Source organism: Vibrio sp. SCSIO 43136 (assembly GCF_023716565.1).
Taxonomy (GTDB): domain Bacteria; phylum Pseudomonadota; class Gammaproteobacteria; order Enterobacterales; family Vibrionaceae; genus Vibrio.
Genome location: NZ_CP071849.1, coordinates 395,400 through 412,051, shown reverse-complemented (window position 1 = coordinate 412,051; position 16,652 = coordinate 395,400). Strand labels below are relative to the sequence as shown.

At 47.4% G+C, this 16,652-nt stretch carries 12 protein-coding genes; all 12 read left to right on the top strand.

Annotated features, from left to right (window positions below; translation table 11 throughout):
- The first annotated feature begins 5 nt into the window (after window positions 1-5).
- Window positions 6-2,087 carry an SLBB domain-containing protein gene (locus J4N39_RS16555; RefSeq protein ID WP_252025964.1) on the top strand — a complete coding sequence of 694 codons (2,082 nt, stop codon included), beginning with the start codon at window positions 6-8 and terminating at the stop codon, window positions 2,085-2,087.
- Complete coding sequence (locus J4N39_RS16550; protein ID WP_252025962.1) at window positions 2,087-2,770, top strand: CpsD/CapB family tyrosine-protein kinase; 684 nt, start codon at window positions 2,087-2,089, stop codon at window positions 2,768-2,770. The genes J4N39_RS16555 and J4N39_RS16550 overlap by 1 nt, the downstream gene beginning before the upstream one ends.
- A 78-nt stretch (window positions 2,771-2,848) precedes the next feature.
- Window positions 2,849-5,248 carry a response regulator gene (locus J4N39_RS16545; protein WP_252025960.1) on the top strand — a complete coding sequence of 800 codons (2,400 nt, stop codon included), beginning with the start codon at window positions 2,849-2,851 and terminating at the stop codon, window positions 5,246-5,248.
- A gap of 107 nt (window positions 5,249-5,355) precedes the next feature.
- Window positions 5,356-6,837, top strand: coding sequence for a sigma-54-dependent transcriptional regulator (locus J4N39_RS16540; RefSeq protein ID WP_252025958.1), 1,482 nt, complete (start codon window positions 5,356-5,358; stop codon window positions 6,835-6,837).
- On the top strand, window positions 6,818-7,924 hold the full coding sequence (locus J4N39_RS16535) for a glycosyltransferase family 4 protein (protein ID WP_252025956.1): 1,107 nt from the start codon (window positions 6,818-6,820) through the stop codon (window positions 7,922-7,924). Before J4N39_RS16540 ends, J4N39_RS16535 begins: the two co-directional genes overlap by 20 nt.
- Window positions 7,925-8,036: 112 nt before the next feature.
- The gene (locus J4N39_RS16530; RefSeq protein ID WP_252025954.1) at window positions 8,037-9,203 is read left to right on the top strand and encodes a glycosyltransferase family 4 protein; all 1,167 of its coding nucleotides are present in this window, start codon (window positions 8,037-8,039) and stop codon (window positions 9,201-9,203) included.
- 4 nt (window positions 9,204-9,207) lie between these two features.
- A complete protein-coding gene (locus J4N39_RS16525) occupies window positions 9,208-10,368 on the top strand; it encodes a glycosyltransferase family 4 protein (protein ID WP_252025953.1) in 1,161 nt (386 codons plus the stop codon).
- On the top strand, window positions 10,361-11,767 hold the full coding sequence (locus tag J4N39_RS16520; RefSeq protein ID WP_252025952.1) for a lipopolysaccharide biosynthesis protein: 1,407 nt from the start codon (window positions 10,361-10,363) through the stop codon (window positions 11,765-11,767). The genes J4N39_RS16525 and J4N39_RS16520 overlap by 8 nt, the downstream gene beginning before the upstream one ends.
- Window positions 11,767-13,134 (top strand): O-antigen ligase family protein, encoded by a 1,368-nt coding sequence (locus J4N39_RS16515; RefSeq protein ID WP_252025951.1) that lies wholly within the window; start codon window positions 11,767-11,769, stop codon window positions 13,132-13,134. The genes J4N39_RS16520 and J4N39_RS16515 overlap by 1 nt, the downstream gene beginning before the upstream one ends.
- A gap of 92 nt (window positions 13,135-13,226) precedes the next feature.
- Entirely contained in the window at window positions 13,227-13,940 is a 714-nt protein-coding gene (locus J4N39_RS16510; protein ID WP_252025950.1) for an acyltransferase, read from the top strand.
- 1 nt (window position 13,941) lies between these two features.
- Window positions 13,942-15,069, top strand: coding sequence for a glycosyltransferase (locus tag J4N39_RS16505; RefSeq protein ID WP_252025949.1), 1,128 nt, complete (start codon window positions 13,942-13,944; stop codon window positions 15,067-15,069).
- Window positions 15,066-16,484 carry a GumC family protein gene (locus J4N39_RS16500; protein ID WP_252025948.1) on the top strand — a complete coding sequence of 473 codons (1,419 nt, stop codon included), beginning with the start codon at window positions 15,066-15,068 and terminating at the stop codon, window positions 16,482-16,484. Before J4N39_RS16505 ends, J4N39_RS16500 begins: the two co-directional genes overlap by 4 nt.
- The last annotated feature ends 168 nt before the right edge of the window (window positions 16,485-16,652 follow it).

The window sequence follows — 16,652 nt, the reverse complement described above, 5'->3', positions numbered from 1 at the left end:
TTGTCATGAAATGGTTCAAAACTCTACTTATCAGCTTAGTGCTTATCTCTAATGCAGTGCTGGCAAATACAGTTCAAATTGGTGACATGGTTCAAGTGAATCTACCGGGAGAAGAGTCTTTAAATCGAGGCTTTCAAGTGGATAAACAAGGGCGTATAACGCTGCCTGAAATCGGTCCTATCATGGTCGCAGGCTACGATGAAGCTCAACTTAACCAAGTCGTGCTTGCGGCCCTTAACACCGTATTTCGCGATTTGGGTAACGCGACTGTCTACGTCACAGAGCGTCAAATCCTGATTTCAGTGCAAGGCTATGTTGAAGCGCCGGGAGAGTATACCCTACCAAGTGATGCCAACATTCAAGCAGCGCTTTATGCCGCTGGCGGTGTACGCTCAGGTGCGCAACTTAATAAAATGCAACTCAAGCGCCGTGGCAACGTGACACTATTTAACTACAAACAATTCCTCGACAGTGGCGATAACAACACCCTACCAGCACTTGAATCGCTTGATACCCTGTTTGTTCCTGCTTCACCACTTGTCGGCAACATCGAACAAGAATTTGACCCTGCGAAATTGGCCGACGCAGGAGACAGCGGTGACGCTCGCAGTGCGATTAAAGTGTTTGGTGAAGTCAATGCTCCGGGGTCATTTTCATACAAATCCAATAGTGACTTAGTAGACATCCTAATGCGCTCTGGCGGCGTAACTCGCTACGCAGGTGTTGAGCAAATTCGTGTCATCACTAACAACCAGCCAGCGCTATTCAACCTCAAGCGATACCTAGACAGCGGCGATGCTAGTCTACTTCCAACGCTCCAGCCAGGCTCCACTATCTTTGTGCCCAAGATGGAAGAAGAGATCAAATCTGGTGCTAACACTGTGTATATCATGGGTGAGGTCGCAGCCCCTGGTGCCTACGAAGGTAAGCAAGGTGCAAGCTTCATGGATATCCTAGCCAATGCAGGTGGTCCAACTCGATTTGCCGAATCTCGCCAAATTCGAGTGCTTAAAGCCAATGGTCGTGTGATCAAGTTTGACCTGACAGCGTACACCGAAGGGCTATCAGGCAGCAAACCACCTCAAATCCAAGCAGGCGATGCTATTTTTGTCCCTGAAAAAACCGACATGAACGAAAAGTCTTGGTTAAAAGTCGCTCCAGACCGCGCAGTGAGCGTATTAGGTGAAGTGGTTCGTCCAGGTCGAGTAGAATGGTCTGATGAAATGGATTTGATGGATCTTCTTGCCCATGTAGGTGGTCCGACCCTGCGCGCCGACACAACAAAAATTGAAGTCGTCGCAGGCAGCACAATGAAAGTCTTTAACCTTGACGAGTTCATCAAAAATGGCGCTCCGAGAAACTCATTACCTCTGATCCGCGCAGGTGCCATTGTACGAGTGCATGACTTGCCACAAGACCCATCAGACAATAAATCTCAGTGGGTACGCCAAAGCTCTGACGCATCAATCTACGTATTTGGTCAAGTGAATGCACCCGGCCGTTATCGCTTTACCAAAGAAATGCACTTTTTAGATATCTTATCTGCCGCTGACGGCCCAACGAAAGATGCTGATATCCACAATATCCGTATCACTCATCGTGATAAAACCTACTCGCAAGTGAGCAAACTGAACCTGTCACTCTATTTTGAAACCGGTGATGAATCTCTACTGCCAAAAGTAACCACAGGCGACACCATCTACATCCCCGAAAAAGACAAAAACTGGCTAGATCGCTCTAAGGAGTCCACCGTGCGAGTGCTAGGTGCGGTTAATCAACCGGGTCGATACGTGTTCAATGACAACATGACCATCTTGGATTTGCTTGCCGAAGCTGGCGGCCCAAGTGACGCTGCTTACCTAGAAAAAATCAGTATCGTCAACATGTCTTGCTGCCAAGGCCAAGCAAGAACCTTTGACCTCATTGAGTTCAGCAAAACCGCTAACTTTTACCAGCTACCCGTGCTTCGTGCTGGTGACACCATTTATATTCCCGACCGCCGTGAAAGCTTTATGGAAAAAGCCCGCATGACACTCAAAGATGTTCTGCAGTTAACGACCACTATTGTACTGATTGGAGCTCTATAATGACGATTCCAGCCACTCACTATGAAATCGAGCAGCTCTACTTAAGTGCAGAGCTTGCCGAATGTCGCTCCATCTGCCTGACAGGTTGTCAGTCAGGCGATGGTGTCACCGCTTTTGCCACCGCACTGGCTGAGCGCTATCTGCTTGCTGGCCATCGCACCTTATTGGTTGATTTAAACTTGCACAGACCCGCTTTCACACAGATTGAAACTGAGCTCGGAAATCAATCGTGGCTTGAGCACAAACAAACCAAACAGACCTTGCTCGGAGCTGCGATACCAACGGATCAATCAACCTTGCTTGCACTCAAAGACCCGCAGCAACTCAAAAACAACGTGGGGCTATGGCTGGAAAGTTATGACCGAGTCATCATCGATACCTCAGCCATGCTGCAAGTCAATCGAGGCAACATACCTGCTCAGGTTGTCGCCTCTGCTTGCGATACCACTATTCTGGTTGCCCTTGCTGGTGTAACAACCAATAGGCAGGTGAGCCAAGCAGTAGAATTGCTCCAACTTAGCAAAGCAAACCTGATGGGGACGGTACTCAATCACAGAGATCAGCCCAATTTGGCTCAAGAGTTATCGAGACAAGTTGAGAAGCTATTTTTTCTACCTCGCTCTTTTCGCCGTTCGATCAAAAATGCGCTTCAGGCCAACGAATTTTTGAATCAAGTCGTTTAAATAGCTCTATACTTAGATTCATACAACTCGCTGAAAGCGCAATAATTTTCGCCATAATAAGCAGACATGGAGGTGTGCATGACGTTAAGGGCCAAAACAATTCTTGGTATCGCCCTCATAGAAATTGTATTGCTGTTATTGCTTATCTTCAGTGCAATGTCTTTTTTGGCTGACTCCAATGAACGCCAGTTGATTCAAAGAGCCCACGCCACTGCCTCAATGTTTGCCCACGCCAGCACTAACGCTCTGCTTGCGACCGATTTAGCCACCCTCGACGATTTAGGCGACCAAATCATGCAGCTCGAAGATGTTTTGTATCTTCGAATCGTCAAACAGGACCAAGTACTGGTACAAAAAGGTGAAAACGTTCTACAAAACCACACCCCTGTACTCGACGAGAGTTTAAAAACCGTCACTGATGGCATCTTCGACACCCGTGAGTACATAACCTTTCACGGAGAGACTTATGGTTATGTCGATATGGGCTATAGCACGGCAGCCATAGACACCTTGCTCTCACAAGCTCGCCAATCCATCGTTTCAATTGCTTCTTTGGAAGTATTATTGGTTGCCATCTTCTCTTTCTTTCTAGGCACTTACCTAACCAAAAACTTAGTCAAACTGGCCAATGCTGCTCTAACCGTAAGTAAAAAAGGACCAGGGTACCAACTTAACCTCAAACAAAATGACGAACTGGGTGAAGTAGCCCATGCTTTTGACCAAATGTCGGCCAGTTTGCAGCAAAACTATCAGGAATTGCGTCAAGCAAGAGTGGAAGCCGAAACGGCGAATGAATCAAAAAGCCGCTTTCTTGCCTCGATGTCACATGAGATCCGCACCCCTATGAATGGTGTGCTCGGGCTGCTCAGTTTGCTTGAGGAAACCGAACTCAATAAAGAACAAAAGAAACTGCTTGCAACTGCCACCGAGTCAGGTCAGTTTTTGCTCTCCATCATCAATGATATTCTCGATTTCTCTCGTATGGAGGCCAATACCTTATCGCTGGAGAGGCAGCCATTTGAACTTAAAAGCTGCATTGAAAGTGTGGTGAATAGTTTCGTGCCGCTCGCCCACGAGAAGCAACTTCTGCTTGAGTGCCAATACGATCCTAAATTACCACCTTATGTCTATGGTGATGCCAACCGTTACCGACAAATCTTGCTCAACTTGTTAGGCAATGCCTTCAAGTTTACCGAGCAGGGGGCAATTAGCGTCGAAGTATCGATAAAACCCCATGATAATGAACAGCAATGCCGTATCGAATGCAGTGTCAGCGATACTGGTGTGGGTATTGAGCAAGAAGCTCAGTCATACTTATTTGATGAGTTTACTATGGTTGATCAAACCTACTCTCGCACCAATGAGGGCAGTGGATTAGGGCTTGCCATCTGTAAACGTCTTGTCTATTTGATGGATGGCGAGATCTCCGTTTCAAGCCAATTAGGCCAAGGAAGCCAGTTTACCTTTCATGTAATCCTAGATACGGCACCTGAGCCACAGATCGCTCGAGAAGAAGAAACCGTCATCGCAACTGAGCAACTAAAACAGCTCAAAGTGTTAGTCGCAGAGGACAACAAAGCAAACCAACTGGTGATCCGTAACCTCTTCCTTCATGCCGGCATAGAAATCGACCTTGCAGATAACGGCCTTCATGCTTTAGAGCAAGTCAAACACAACACCTACGACATTGTATTCATGGATATCTCGATGCCCGAAATGGACGGTATGGAAACCTGCGAGAAAATCCGAGAACTCGATGATCCTCAAAAAGCTAACTTGCCAATAGTTGCACTCACGGCTCATGCACTTTCAGGGGATAAAGAGCACTTTTTGAAAGTAGGGATGAATGGCTACCTATCTAAGCCTGTTAGAAAACAGCAACTGCTAGAGATGCTAACCGAGCAGCTGGGCGACAAATTTAATCCAAATAATGAACTGACTTTAGAAGCCATAGAGCCTATTACATCAGATCAAACACTAGAAACTTCAACGTCACTAGCTAATACAATGTCTATGAATAATCTAACTTCAGAAACACCACAATTAGATGAGGCGATAAGCCAACCCACAACAGCCAACCAAGATGAACCCCAGACTCCACTGGTGTGTCCAAAGATCATTGAGCAAATGATTGAAGATACGAGTAAAGATGTTTTGCCAATGCTTATTGAGCACTATATCGAAGAAACTTACACACGCATTCAAAAAATCACCGATGCAGTTGGTGCAAACGATGCAGAAGCGTTAGAGTTCGAGACGCACACTTTGGGCAGCTCATCGCTCGCATTAGGTAATCAGCGCCTTTCAGAGTCTGCTCGCCATGTTGAAAGGCTGTGTATCGAAGGTGAAGCATCTCAAGCACTTGAACTCGCAAAGCAGCTTGCAGCACTTGCTCAGGAGTCGGTACTTGCGCTCGTCCAGCACAATGACCAAGCGTTAGGGCTCACCCCTATCCGACCGGAAGTGATCCAGCACTAAACTGCGAAAAAAAGAATAAAATTCACGGCGTTAACTCGCTATATTAGGAATTTGATGCATAGTTATATTAGGGTGTACTGACCTAATCATAAACAAGGAGAGCTCAGATGCAGGCTAAGGTGTTACTGGTTGAAGATTCCACTTCACTAGCCATCCTTTACAAAGAATATGTAAAGGATGAGCCGTATGACATGTTTCATGTCGAAACCGGTAAGGAGGCGATGACTTTTATCGAACGTCATATGCCTCAGTTGGTGATTCTCGACCTTAAGCTGCCAGACATGTCTGGCGAAGATATCTTAGACTGGATTAACGAAAAACAATTTCCCACCAGCGTTGTCATTGCCACTGCGCATGGCTCAGTCAACATTGCGGTCAATCTGTTGACTAAAGGCGCTGAAGATTTCCTTGAAAAACCCATTACTGCTGAGCGCTTAAAAGCATCGGTTTCACTCCATTTGAAAAAAGCCAAGCTAGAAACTTTGGTCGACGATCTTGAGCAAAAATTTGATCGTCACAATTTTCATGGCTTTATAGGTTCCAGCCTGCCCATGCAAGCGGTCTACAAAATTGTGGAGTCTGCCGCCCCAACCACAGCCAGTGTATTCATTTGCGGTGAAAGCGGCACGGGTAAAGAAGTATGTGCAGAAGCCTTACACCGAGAAAGCAACCGCAAAGATAAGCCCTTTGTCGCCATCAACTGTGGTGCAATCCCAAAAGATCTTATGGAGAGCGAGATTTTTGGCCACGTTAAAGGAGCATTTACTGGAGCGACCACCGACCGACTCGGCGCAGCTAGACAAGCCCACGGCGGCACACTGTTTCTCGATGAGCTATGTGAAATGGAACTAGAGATGCAGAAAAAACTGCTGCGATTCCTTCAGACCGGAACCCTCACACCACTAGGCAGCAGTAAAGAAGTAAAAGTCGATGTTCGCATTATTTGTGCCACCAACCGTAACCCTCTTGATGAGGTAGAACAAGGCCGATTCCGTGAAGACCTATACTACCGCGTGCATGTGATACCTGTTGATATGCCGCCCCTCCGAGATCGCGGAAAAGACATCCTAGAATTGTCACGTCACTTCTTACAAATGTATGCTAAGCAAGACGGTAAGAAGTTTACCGGTTTCAAACGGGAAGTAGAGAGCGTATTAAAGCGCTACAACTGGCCGGGTAACGTAAGGCAATTACAAAATATTATTCGCAATATCGTGGTGCTTAACGATGGCAAACAAGTCGAACTTAACCAACTGCCTGCACCACTCAACCAACCTGCGGCGCTCAAGGCGGCAGCGGCTGAACCTGAGCCAACGCCAATCGCAATGCCAGCATCTACCCCAGAAATACAGACACCATCATTGGAAGCGTCTGAGGTAGAGGTATCAGCACCTGAAAAGCCAAGCAGTGACATCTCAGCTGGAGATATCAAACCAATGTGGATGGTCGAGCGCGAGACCATTCAGCGAGCAATAGAATTTTGTGATGGCAACGTCTTAAACGCTGCTGTGTTACTCGACCTCAGCCCCTCTACTGTGTATAGAAAGAAACAGGCTTGGGAGTCTGAGAATGATACTCAGCAAGCGTGATAGTCACATACCAAAACCGAATGAGATTTGGCTACTGCTTGATAGCCGAGTCTTTGGTGGTATTGAGACGCATGTCTTAGAGCTCGCAATTGGGCTGCAAATATTTAAACACCCTGTGCGCGTGGTGTTCATCACCCAATATGATGAGCCTTCCGCACTGGTTGATCGTTTGCAAGCCAACAACATTCGCTTCTCCTACCTATACCAAGTGTGTAGCTCGTCTAAACGCATTAACCCAGTACGGGCACTGCGCCAAGGCATCAAACGCTATAAGCCTATCCTTGTTCACGCCCATGGCTATAAAGCGAGCGTGGTCAGCCGATTCGCCAAAGTAACACTGCCTAAAGGCACGATTAAGCAATTTACCACCTACCACGCAGGTGAAACGCCAACTGGGAAAGTTGGGCTCTATGACTGGTTAGACAGACACACCAGTTATCTGTCTGAGCAATGCTTTGCGGTGAGTAAGCTAATTCAAGATAAAGTTCCCGCCGACAGCATAGTGCTGAATAATTTTGTTTCGACCCAAGATGTACGCCCAAGCAAAGGCCAGCAAATCGCCTTTGTCGGGCGCTTGAGTATGGAAAAAGGCCCCGACCGCTTCGTCGATTTGGCCTGCAACTTCCCCTACCTTGAGTTCCACGTCTACGGTACAGGGCCGATGGAGACAGAGTTGCTCGACCGAGGTGAACCCAATGTGCTCTATCACGGTCATCAAAACAATATGACACGAGTTTGGGAAAATGTCGGATTACTAGTAATTTCGTCTCGATACGAAGGGCTGCCTATGTCTGCGCTCGAAGCCATGGCTCGTGGCATCCCAGTTGCAGCAATGAAAGTTGGCGCACTCGATGAGCTCATCGACCACCGTACCAACGGGTGGTTGGCTGAATCAGACAATGAGTTGCTTGCAGGGGTCATGGAGTGGCTACAACTTACCCCAGAGCAGAAAAAATCCATCGCCAACAATGCTCAATACACCATCAACCTCAATTTCTCCAGTCAGGCCGTTGTGCCTAAGATTTTGAACATTTATCAAATTGACAATAAGGCGACTAAAACGCCTGCGGCCCGTTTCTCAAAATGAGAAAAGGCCAACCAGCCCAATAATTCCATTTAAAAACAATAGTATAAATCACCAATAAAGCTGGCATCACCTTTGCTGTATCAATGTAGGATTCAAGCAAAGGAGCAGTGCCATGACTTCTAACAGCAAAAATATTCTCTTTGTGCACTACGGTGACCCATGGTTGCGGGGCAGCGAACACTGCTTGCTCAACTTGCTTAAAACGCTAGATAAAAACCAATTTAATCCCGTAGTTTGGACCAACAACCCAAAGCTCCACCAGCAGGTGTTACAGATGGGCATCGTCAGTCAACTCGATTGCTTCCCTCTATTGCTGGGTTGGAAAGCACCTCGTTGGAATATTGCGGCTTGGCAGCGCCTAAAGCGTCAAACCCGAGATTTGATTTCAGCCCACCGCATCGACCTCATCCACAACAATAGTGCTGCGCCGGGCCAGTGGACCAACTTAGTCGCTAAAGAGTGCGGTATTCCAACCGTAACCCAACTCCATAGTGCTTATCCTCTCAGAGACCGCATTACGCTGGGACTGCATCTAAGCACACGAATTATCGCTGTGAGTAAAGCGGTTGCCGAATCGATGGCTTTCGACCACTACCCTAGACCACGTTTAAAAGTGGTCACCAATGGCATTGATTGCCAAGCTTTACTCTCGCAGCCACCCATGGATGTGAGAGCCCATCTCAACATATCCAAGCACGCTAAAGTATTTGTTACCGTGGGCTCCTTAATTCAGCGTAAAGGCATGGACCGCTTGATCAATGCATTTCGTCAAGTCAACCGCTGTATCGAAGCGCACCTCATCATTATTGGAGATGGAGAGCTAAAAGAGTCTCTGCAGCAACAGGCCAATGGACTACCTGTACATTTTGTCGGTGAACAGGAGCATGTGCACCGCTGGATGCGAGGTGGGGTAGACGGTTTTATCAGCGGCGCTCGTAGCGAAGCATTTGGTCTGGTTTGCGCCGAAGCTAGCCTGGCAAAGCTGCCTGTCATCGCCCCGAACGTCGGCGGTATTCCTGAAGTCGTCGAGCACAAACATACTGGTCTTTTATTTAGTGAGCAACTTGAGTTAGTTCAGCATATTCACGCCATTGCGGCCAAGCCTGATTGGGCAAAACACCTTGGCCAAGCGGGTCACAACAAGGTGCTAGAACAATTTACTCTTGAGAAAAACTGCTGCCAAATTCAGGCGATATATTACAACGCTCTCAACAAGCCATCAGAAGAGCCTCTTTATACCGCACTTCGACCACTTTCTCACCGCTTGCTTGCGAGGTAATCCCATGACCAATCACTGCTTAGTTTTCGATCCGATTCCTTTTGCTGGCGGCTCCAAAATTGCCACCTTAAACATGTTGGCACATACCGATCCCGAGCGAGTTAAATTTACCGTGATCACGGCCAGCCCGAGTTGTTGGAGAATCGATACACCACACCAAATCGACGTGGTCAGCCTCGCCTCCCCTCGTTGGTTAGCCAAAGCTCAGTCAGGAGCACTATTTTGGTTAAAGCAGCTTTACTTTAGTTTGTGCATTAGCGTCATTATGATGCTAAAGCCAAAGGTACAACTGACCGTGGGCGCTTCTGGCCCAGGGGTAGATATGGCACTTTACCTTTGTCGCTTTGTGTTTGGCTTTAAAGTCGCACAGCTTATTCATGGCCCTGTTGCACGCTCACGGTCAATTGGGTTTGCTTTAACTAAAGCCGACTTTGTGTTTTATCTTACAAGCAGTCATCAATCGTTGCTCCAAAGTTTGCAAAGCTACCTAGGTGCAGACCAAGACTTATCTGCGGTTCGAAAACTCATGGGTGAGCGATGGATTGCATTCGATAACGGCTTACCTGAGCATCAATGGCCAAGCCAAATCCACCAAACCGAGCCTGTTGTATACTGGGCAGCAAGCCTACTTAAGTGGAAAGGCTTAGACCTTCTGGTTGAAGCTTTATCCTCGCTCGAAGTTGAAAGCCAGATCTGTTTCATCCGCCCCAAAAATTCACAGTTAGCCGTCAGTAAAGCTCCTGTTCGTTTAAACGGCGCTAAATGGTATCAGCAGCCAAACAACCTCGATGATATTCGCAAACAGAGTTCTATTTTTGTCTCAACCAGTGTCAACGAGCCTTTTGGCCTTTCCATCCTAGAAGCGCTGGCGGCAGGCATGTGCGTCATAGTGCCGAAAGATGGAAGCTATTGGGATCAGGTGCTTACCGAAGGTTTTAATTGCATCAAGTACGAGAAAAATGATGCGAGATCGCTTCAGGCTGCCATCCAACACGTACAACAAGATCCCGAACTTATCGCTCGCCTAGGAAGAAAAGCTAAGTTGATTGCAGCGCATTACACTGCGAAGCGCTGCTACCAAACTATCACGCACTGTATTCACACCGCAGGAGACTTTATTCCAACTGCAATGAGCATTCGACACCAAGGAGCGGCTCATGAATAGCATGATCGGGTACGCTATTGGGCTGTTTGCCACCAAAGGCCTAGCGCTAATGATGCTGCCTGTCATGGCAAACCACCTATCAAGCCGAGAACTAGGTGAGCTTGAGCTATATGCCACTATTGCCACCTTCTTTGCCCTGCTGATAGGCATTGCACTGCATGAAGCTCTATATCGATTTGTCGCAGGTATCGAATCGCAAAGTAAACGCCACAAGTTGGCTAGTCAACTTGCTACTATCAATCAGTCCGTTGCCGTAGGTTGGGTGGTGTTACTACTAACTATTACGCAACTGCTTGGATGGAACAGCCCTGCATTAACCCTTGTGTTTATTGGACTCGCCATCGATGCCCCTCTTGCTATTCATCTAACTTGGTTGCGCATGCAAGAACGAGTCAAAGCGTTTGTACTTTGCTGCGTACTCACTGCACTACTCCAAGCAAGCCTTGTCATGATCGCTTTAATCAATCAATGGGGAGTGACTGGTGTGCTTGCGGCGAGCGTCGTTGCGCATTTCATCCAATACCTAGTGTTGCAAATGCTCAATCGCTTCCGTTGGCAGCTACCTTTAATGTCATCAGCGCAAGAGTTCTTTGGTTATACCAGCCCATTGATGGGGGCATCTTTACTAGCATTTGGTTTGAACGGTGCCGAACGCTGGCTAATTGCTTCCACAACCTCTCTTGAAGTATTAGGTCAATTTGCCATTGCGGCTAAATTTGCGCTAGCAATGTGCATATTAGTCCAGCCTTTTGGTATGTGGTGGATGCCCAAACGCTTTACCGCACTCAAGCAACAAGGGGTGAGCGCCGTTGCAAGAACCACTCAGATTGGCGTGGTTTGGATCGTGCTGTTAACACTGGCAATCGCAGGCAGTGGCCAACTCTTCATATTGCACTTTTTGCCTTCTGAGTATCATCCCGCAACAGACCTATTGGTCATTTGCTTAGCTATGGCGATGAGCAAAGAGATATCTGAGCTCACCAACATCGGCATACTGGCGAACAAGCAAACCACTATCTTGCTCAAAATAAACTTGGTCGCCATGATAGGTGGTTTAGGGTTGGCAACGTTATTGAGCCCTCTTGGCATCGAAGCCATTTTGCTAAGTTTACTCACTGCCCAACTAGGACGGACACTTGCTATCACCACCTTCAGCCAGCGAATCTGCCTTATCCCCTATGCTAAATGGTCAATCTTGGGTCTAATTGGTGTCGCTTATCTGGGGTTAATTGCCTTTTATCTTGCCGACTCTTCGGCACAACTTATCACCGTGGCCTTTGCTGCGCTTAGTATGGTTATCGGTCTAAGCACTGCAATGAACCTGTTGCCAATGACTTTCAGCGCTCATTTAACAAAGCGTCTATCAACCAGTAAAAGAGCGTTAGGTCGAGGTGTGTAATGAGTAGAACAGTGCAAATCTCATCCGCATTATTTTTCAGCTTGATACTAGCAGGGATATGGTACAAAGCGCCTCATCCTGCGTTGATCGTAGTATTGGCTATTTTACCTTTGGGTGCACTGTTTGCTATCCGCTACACCTTCTGGTTGGTCACGCTGTTTGTGATCTTCTCTTTCTTTCGCATTCATGAAGTCGTGCCAGCGCTCTACTCTTTGAAGATCCCTCTATTACTGTCACTTGGCGCTTTGGCCGCTCTTGGTTGGCACAGCACCATCAGTCGCACGCTTAACGTTTATTGGCACCCAAGCATGCATTGGTTAGCTATTTTTTGGTTACTCGTCATCATAGGGGTAGTGGCGGCATCTAACCGTGGGGTGGCTATCGACTATTTCAAAAACATGTATTGGAAAGTGATGGTGATGACCCTCGCCATCATGTGGCTTGTCACCCGCGTGGAGGACTTGGCGAGAATGTCCAAGCTGATCGCGCTATCTGGCCTTCTGGTTGCCTGCGTTGCTATCTACAACTCCATCATGGGTATTGGATTGGTGGAAGGCAGCCGAGTCACCATAGGGCGAGATTTTGGTTCCATGCTTGGTGATCCGAACGATCTTGCCTTAGTGCTCATGTTCCCATTTGCCTTTGCAATTAGCCTTGCGACAACCCAAGGATTGAGCCGCTTTATCCGTGTACTGGGTGTCGTCATCAGTATTGCGTTACTGATTGCCATTATTGCAACCCAGAGCCGTGGCGGCCTGCTCGGAGTGGTGGCGGTCTCTGGGGTATTTGCATTTCGTTTGATTCGCTCAAAAACGCTTATTTTCAGTTTAGGCGCTGTCGCCGCAATCGTGCTTTACGCGGCTGCTGGCATCAGTGGGCGAGCATCGGGCGGCGCTGCGGAAGAAGGTGTCGATGCTTCAGCAATGGGCCGTATCTATGCGTGGGAAGCGGCAGCCAAGATGGCCTTTGATAACCCGTTGACTGGCGTCGGACTGGATAATTTCTACTACAACTATTTCTACTACAGCTCACATTGGGATGGACTAAATCATGCCGTTCACAGTACTTGGTTTGGTGTAATGGCAGAAACCGGGATTTTGGGGTTGATCGTTTTTATCGGATTGATTGTCAGTTTGATACGGACAGCGAAACGCAGTCTTAACTTGCTTGATAAACATAATCAGGCAGGCTACCTCGTTGCTGCTGCAATTGCTGTGTATGCTGGCTTGATTGGCACCATCGTCTCTGGCACCTTTCTTACTCAAGGTTTCAACTGGCCCATTTACATCCTAGCCGCCCTCACTATTGCTATCAGCAAGATCGCTCAAAATGCCTGTCAAAATGAGAATACTCTTGAATCAATTTGACCACCACCCCATAACCATTTGTTTTTATTAAAGTACTAATTTGGCACAAGATGTGAAATGTCATAAGTAAAACACCGAAAAGGAATTTGCTAATGACCAGTGTTCACCAACTCAAACTTTGGCTAAAAGACCACCCAAACCCGGCATATCGCCAGCTGTTTGTTCGACTCAAACAACTTCGAGCATTCGAGCTTCCGACGCCCAAAGTCTATAACCAGCTCGTAAGTATGCTACTCACTACAGTGACAAACTGTTGGCAATCGGCCCTACGTGTATTGCTCTTCACTCCCGCATTCAAAGCGAAAGCAGCTCAACATGGAAATCAGCTCTACATCTACGGAGGCACACCTTTAGTCACTGGACCACTTAATCTAACAGTCGGTTCGCAATGTCGCATCAGTGGGCACACTACCTTTAGCGCTCGTACCGCAACAGTCGAGCCTCAGTTAATTATTGCAAACAACGTTGGTATCGGCTGGCAAACCACTATCGCTGTTGGCACCAAAGTGGTGTTGGGTAACAACGTCCGAATCGCTGGGCAATGCAACCTGTTTGGCTATTCAGGTCACCCGATTGACGCCAAGCGACGAGCGGCGGGCGAGCCCGATGATGCCTCACAAGTCGGAGACATAGTACTAGAAGATGATGTGTGGCTGGGCTCAAAAGTCGTTGTCATGTCCGGTGTCACCATAGGCCAAGGCACGGTGGTTGCGGCGGGCAGTATCGTGACCAAAAGTCTTCCTTCTAATGTTATCGCGGCGGGAAACCCAGCCAAAGTGATCAAATCGATTAAGCAAGAGGCATAACATGAGAGTGAATAAAGACTTGATCGTTTTTGGTGAAGATTGGGGCGCATTGCCTACCAGCACTCAGCACTTAGTGAAACAGCTCGCCACTCGCCGAAAAGTGCTGTGGGTAAACTCAATTGGTTTGCGCCAGCCAAAGTTTAACCGACACGATATCTCGCGAGCCATGACCAAACTCCTAGGCAAAAGCAAAGCCGCCCAAATGCCACTTGCAAAAGCGGACATGCCAAGCCAGATGAAAGTGGTCACACTGAGAACCATTCCCGCACCTCGCTCGAAAGGCGCACGTGCGCTGGCAGTAAAACTAATGAAAGCTCAGCTTTTGCCCATGATTGAAAAGATGAACCTCATCGACCCTATTTTGTGGACATCTTTACCAACAGCAGCAGATCTGTGTGGTCAATTAGGAGAGTCTGCGATCATTTATTACTGTGGCGATGATTTTTCTGCGCTGGCGGGAGTGGACCATCAAACCGTTCACCAGCATGAGCAAGCTCTTGCTTCAAAGGCGGACCTTATTTTGACTGCAAGTGATAAACTCGCTCAAAAGTTTCCATCACACAAATCTCATATCATTCCCCACGGTGTCGACTTGGAGCTATTCACCACTCCATCGCCAAGAGCACAAGATTTGCCGAATAATGGCCGACCTATTGCTGGGTTTTACGGCAGTCTTTCTCAATGGTTAGATTATGATCTCATTCAGCATCTAGCACTGCGCCTACCGAATTGGGACTTTGTCTTCATTGGGCCCAACGAGCTTTCACAGTGCCAATTACCCAAACTTGCCAATGTATACTACCTCGGGCCAAAGCCGCATCATCAGCTGCCGCAATATTCTCAGCACTGGGATGTTAGTTTGTTGCCATTTATCCCTAACCAACAAATTCAAGCATGTAATCCGTTGAAACTTTTGGAGTATCTTGCCGTAGAGCGTCCGGTAGTTGCCACACCCTTTCCTGCCCTAGCCGCTTATGATCATTGGGTGGCACAAACATCAAACGTCGAGGACTTTTGCCAAGCGCTTTCCCAGCTAAAAGGCAGCAAAATTGATAGCAGTGAAGCTTTACAAGCACATAGTTGGAAAAACCGAGCCGAGACCATAGAGCAATTAGTGAGGCAATTATGATTAAGCTAAAACAACGTCTGTTGCTATTAATGTATGCGGCGTGGCGTCGCAGATATTTGATTGTGATGCCTATGTTGATCTTGCCGATTTTGGGTGGGGTGATCTCAAAAACCACTGCCCCCCACTATGTTGCGCATACCAGTTTCCTGATTCAAGAAACCGCCAAAATGAATCCGTTTTTGGAAGACTTGGCCGTGTCGACCATGCTCAAAGATCGCTTAAGTGCCATCAAAACGCTACTCAAAAGCCGTCATGTGCTGACCTCTGTTGCCGTTGAATTAAATTTGATCACCCCTGATATGAATGAACAGCAAAAGGAGTGGGTGATTCAAAAAATGGCGGCTAGCTTATCGGTATCACAAGTGGGTAAAGATTTACTCAAAATTCAACTGACCTCCGATTCTCCACAAGGAATGAAGGCGCTACTCGAATCGGTAAGCCGCCATTTTATCGAGCAACTACTTGCACCTGAACGCTCGTCGATTCAAGACTCCCAAGAGTTTTTATCGATTCACATTCAAAGAAGAGCAGAAGACCTCGCACTTGCCGAACAAGCGCTGGCAGAATTTACCAACCTTAACGCTTCCATCACCCCCGAGATGCAAAGCCAAAGCCTGGCAAGGCTTGCCTCTCTCAAACAAAGTTTGGCCGAAAAACAAGCTGAACTGGCAGGGGTAGAAAAAAGCTTAGGTAGCCTAGATCAACAACTATCTAAGACTAACCCCGTGGTAGGTCGCATTGAAGAACAAATCATTACCACTCGCAGTGAGCTAACACTGCTTACGGCTCGTTACACCGACCAGCACAGTGAGGTGCAAGCCAAACGTCGTGCGCTCAATCGGTTGGAGCAAGAACGAGCGGCCATTCTTTCCCAAGCACAACCAAGTATCGACAGTGGGACCTTGTGGGATCTTGCCAGCGGTCAAGAAGAGGTTAATCGTGCTGCGCCATTGTTAGTTACACAACTGCAAAGCCTACAGCTGGTTCGTGCCCGCTATGAATCCTTAAAAGAAGAAACTAAAAGCCTTCAAGCCATGATTGACGAATTGGAAGTCCAAGTAACTCGCTTTGGTGATGCAGCGAAAGATCTCTATCGACTCCAACGTGACGTTAACGTCAAACGTCAGCTCTATGATGAGTTAATGCAACGCTATGAAATGGCGCAGTTAACCGGTGAACTTGGGGCATTTGAGCACAGTAAACGTATTAAAGTGATCGATTTACCCTACACCCCAAGTCTGCCAGCCAACTTCCCAACCGTCATCTACCTGATAGCGGGTTTAGTCGCAGGGCTTGGACTGGGTATTGGCATGGCGATTTTGACCGAACTGTTTGTTTCAACCATACGCTACCGAAGCGAAATGGAAGCATTAACTGGGGTGCCCGTGTTGACCAGTATCCCTAAAATTACCTAACTCCAATAACAAACAGTAGGGGCGCTTATAAAAAAGCGCCCCTACTGTTTGCGTACCATACCAGCACTTTCTCAATCTGATTCTCAATTTGGACAATCCTGTCTATTAATCACCAGTCAAAACCTAACCTATTGATTATAAATGAATAAATAATTGGCACACACAATG

Coding starts and splice junctions, on each gene's coding strand:
- J4N39_RS16555 (WP_252025964.1), top strand. CDS start 6: ATGAAATGGTTCAAAACTCTACTTATCAGCTTAGTGCTTATCTCTAAT.
- J4N39_RS16550 (WP_252025962.1), top strand. CDS start 2,087: ATGACGATTCCAGCCACTCACTATGAAATCGAGCAGCTCTACTTAAGT.
- J4N39_RS16545 (WP_252025960.1), top strand. CDS start 2,849: ATGACGTTAAGGGCCAAAACAATTCTTGGTATCGCCCTCATAGAAATT.
- J4N39_RS16540 (WP_252025958.1), top strand. CDS start 5,356: ATGCAGGCTAAGGTGTTACTGGTTGAAGATTCCACTTCACTAGCCATC.
- J4N39_RS16535 (WP_252025956.1), top strand. CDS start 6,818: ATGATACTCAGCAAGCGTGATAGTCACATACCAAAACCGAATGAGATT.
- J4N39_RS16530 (WP_252025954.1), top strand. CDS start 8,037: ATGACTTCTAACAGCAAAAATATTCTCTTTGTGCACTACGGTGACCCA.
- J4N39_RS16525 (WP_252025953.1), top strand. CDS start 9,208: ATGACCAATCACTGCTTAGTTTTCGATCCGATTCCTTTTGCTGGCGGC.
- J4N39_RS16520 (WP_252025952.1), top strand. CDS start 10,361: ATGAATAGCATGATCGGGTACGCTATTGGGCTGTTTGCCACCAAAGGC.
- J4N39_RS16515 (WP_252025951.1), top strand. CDS start 11,767: ATGAGTAGAACAGTGCAAATCTCATCCGCATTATTTTTCAGCTTGATA.
- J4N39_RS16510 (WP_252025950.1), top strand. CDS start 13,227: ATGACCAGTGTTCACCAACTCAAACTTTGGCTAAAAGACCACCCAAAC.
- J4N39_RS16505 (WP_252025949.1), top strand. CDS start 13,942: ATGAGAGTGAATAAAGACTTGATCGTTTTTGGTGAAGATTGGGGCGCA.
- J4N39_RS16500 (WP_252025948.1), top strand. CDS start 15,066: ATGATTAAGCTAAAACAACGTCTGTTGCTATTAATGTATGCGGCGTGG.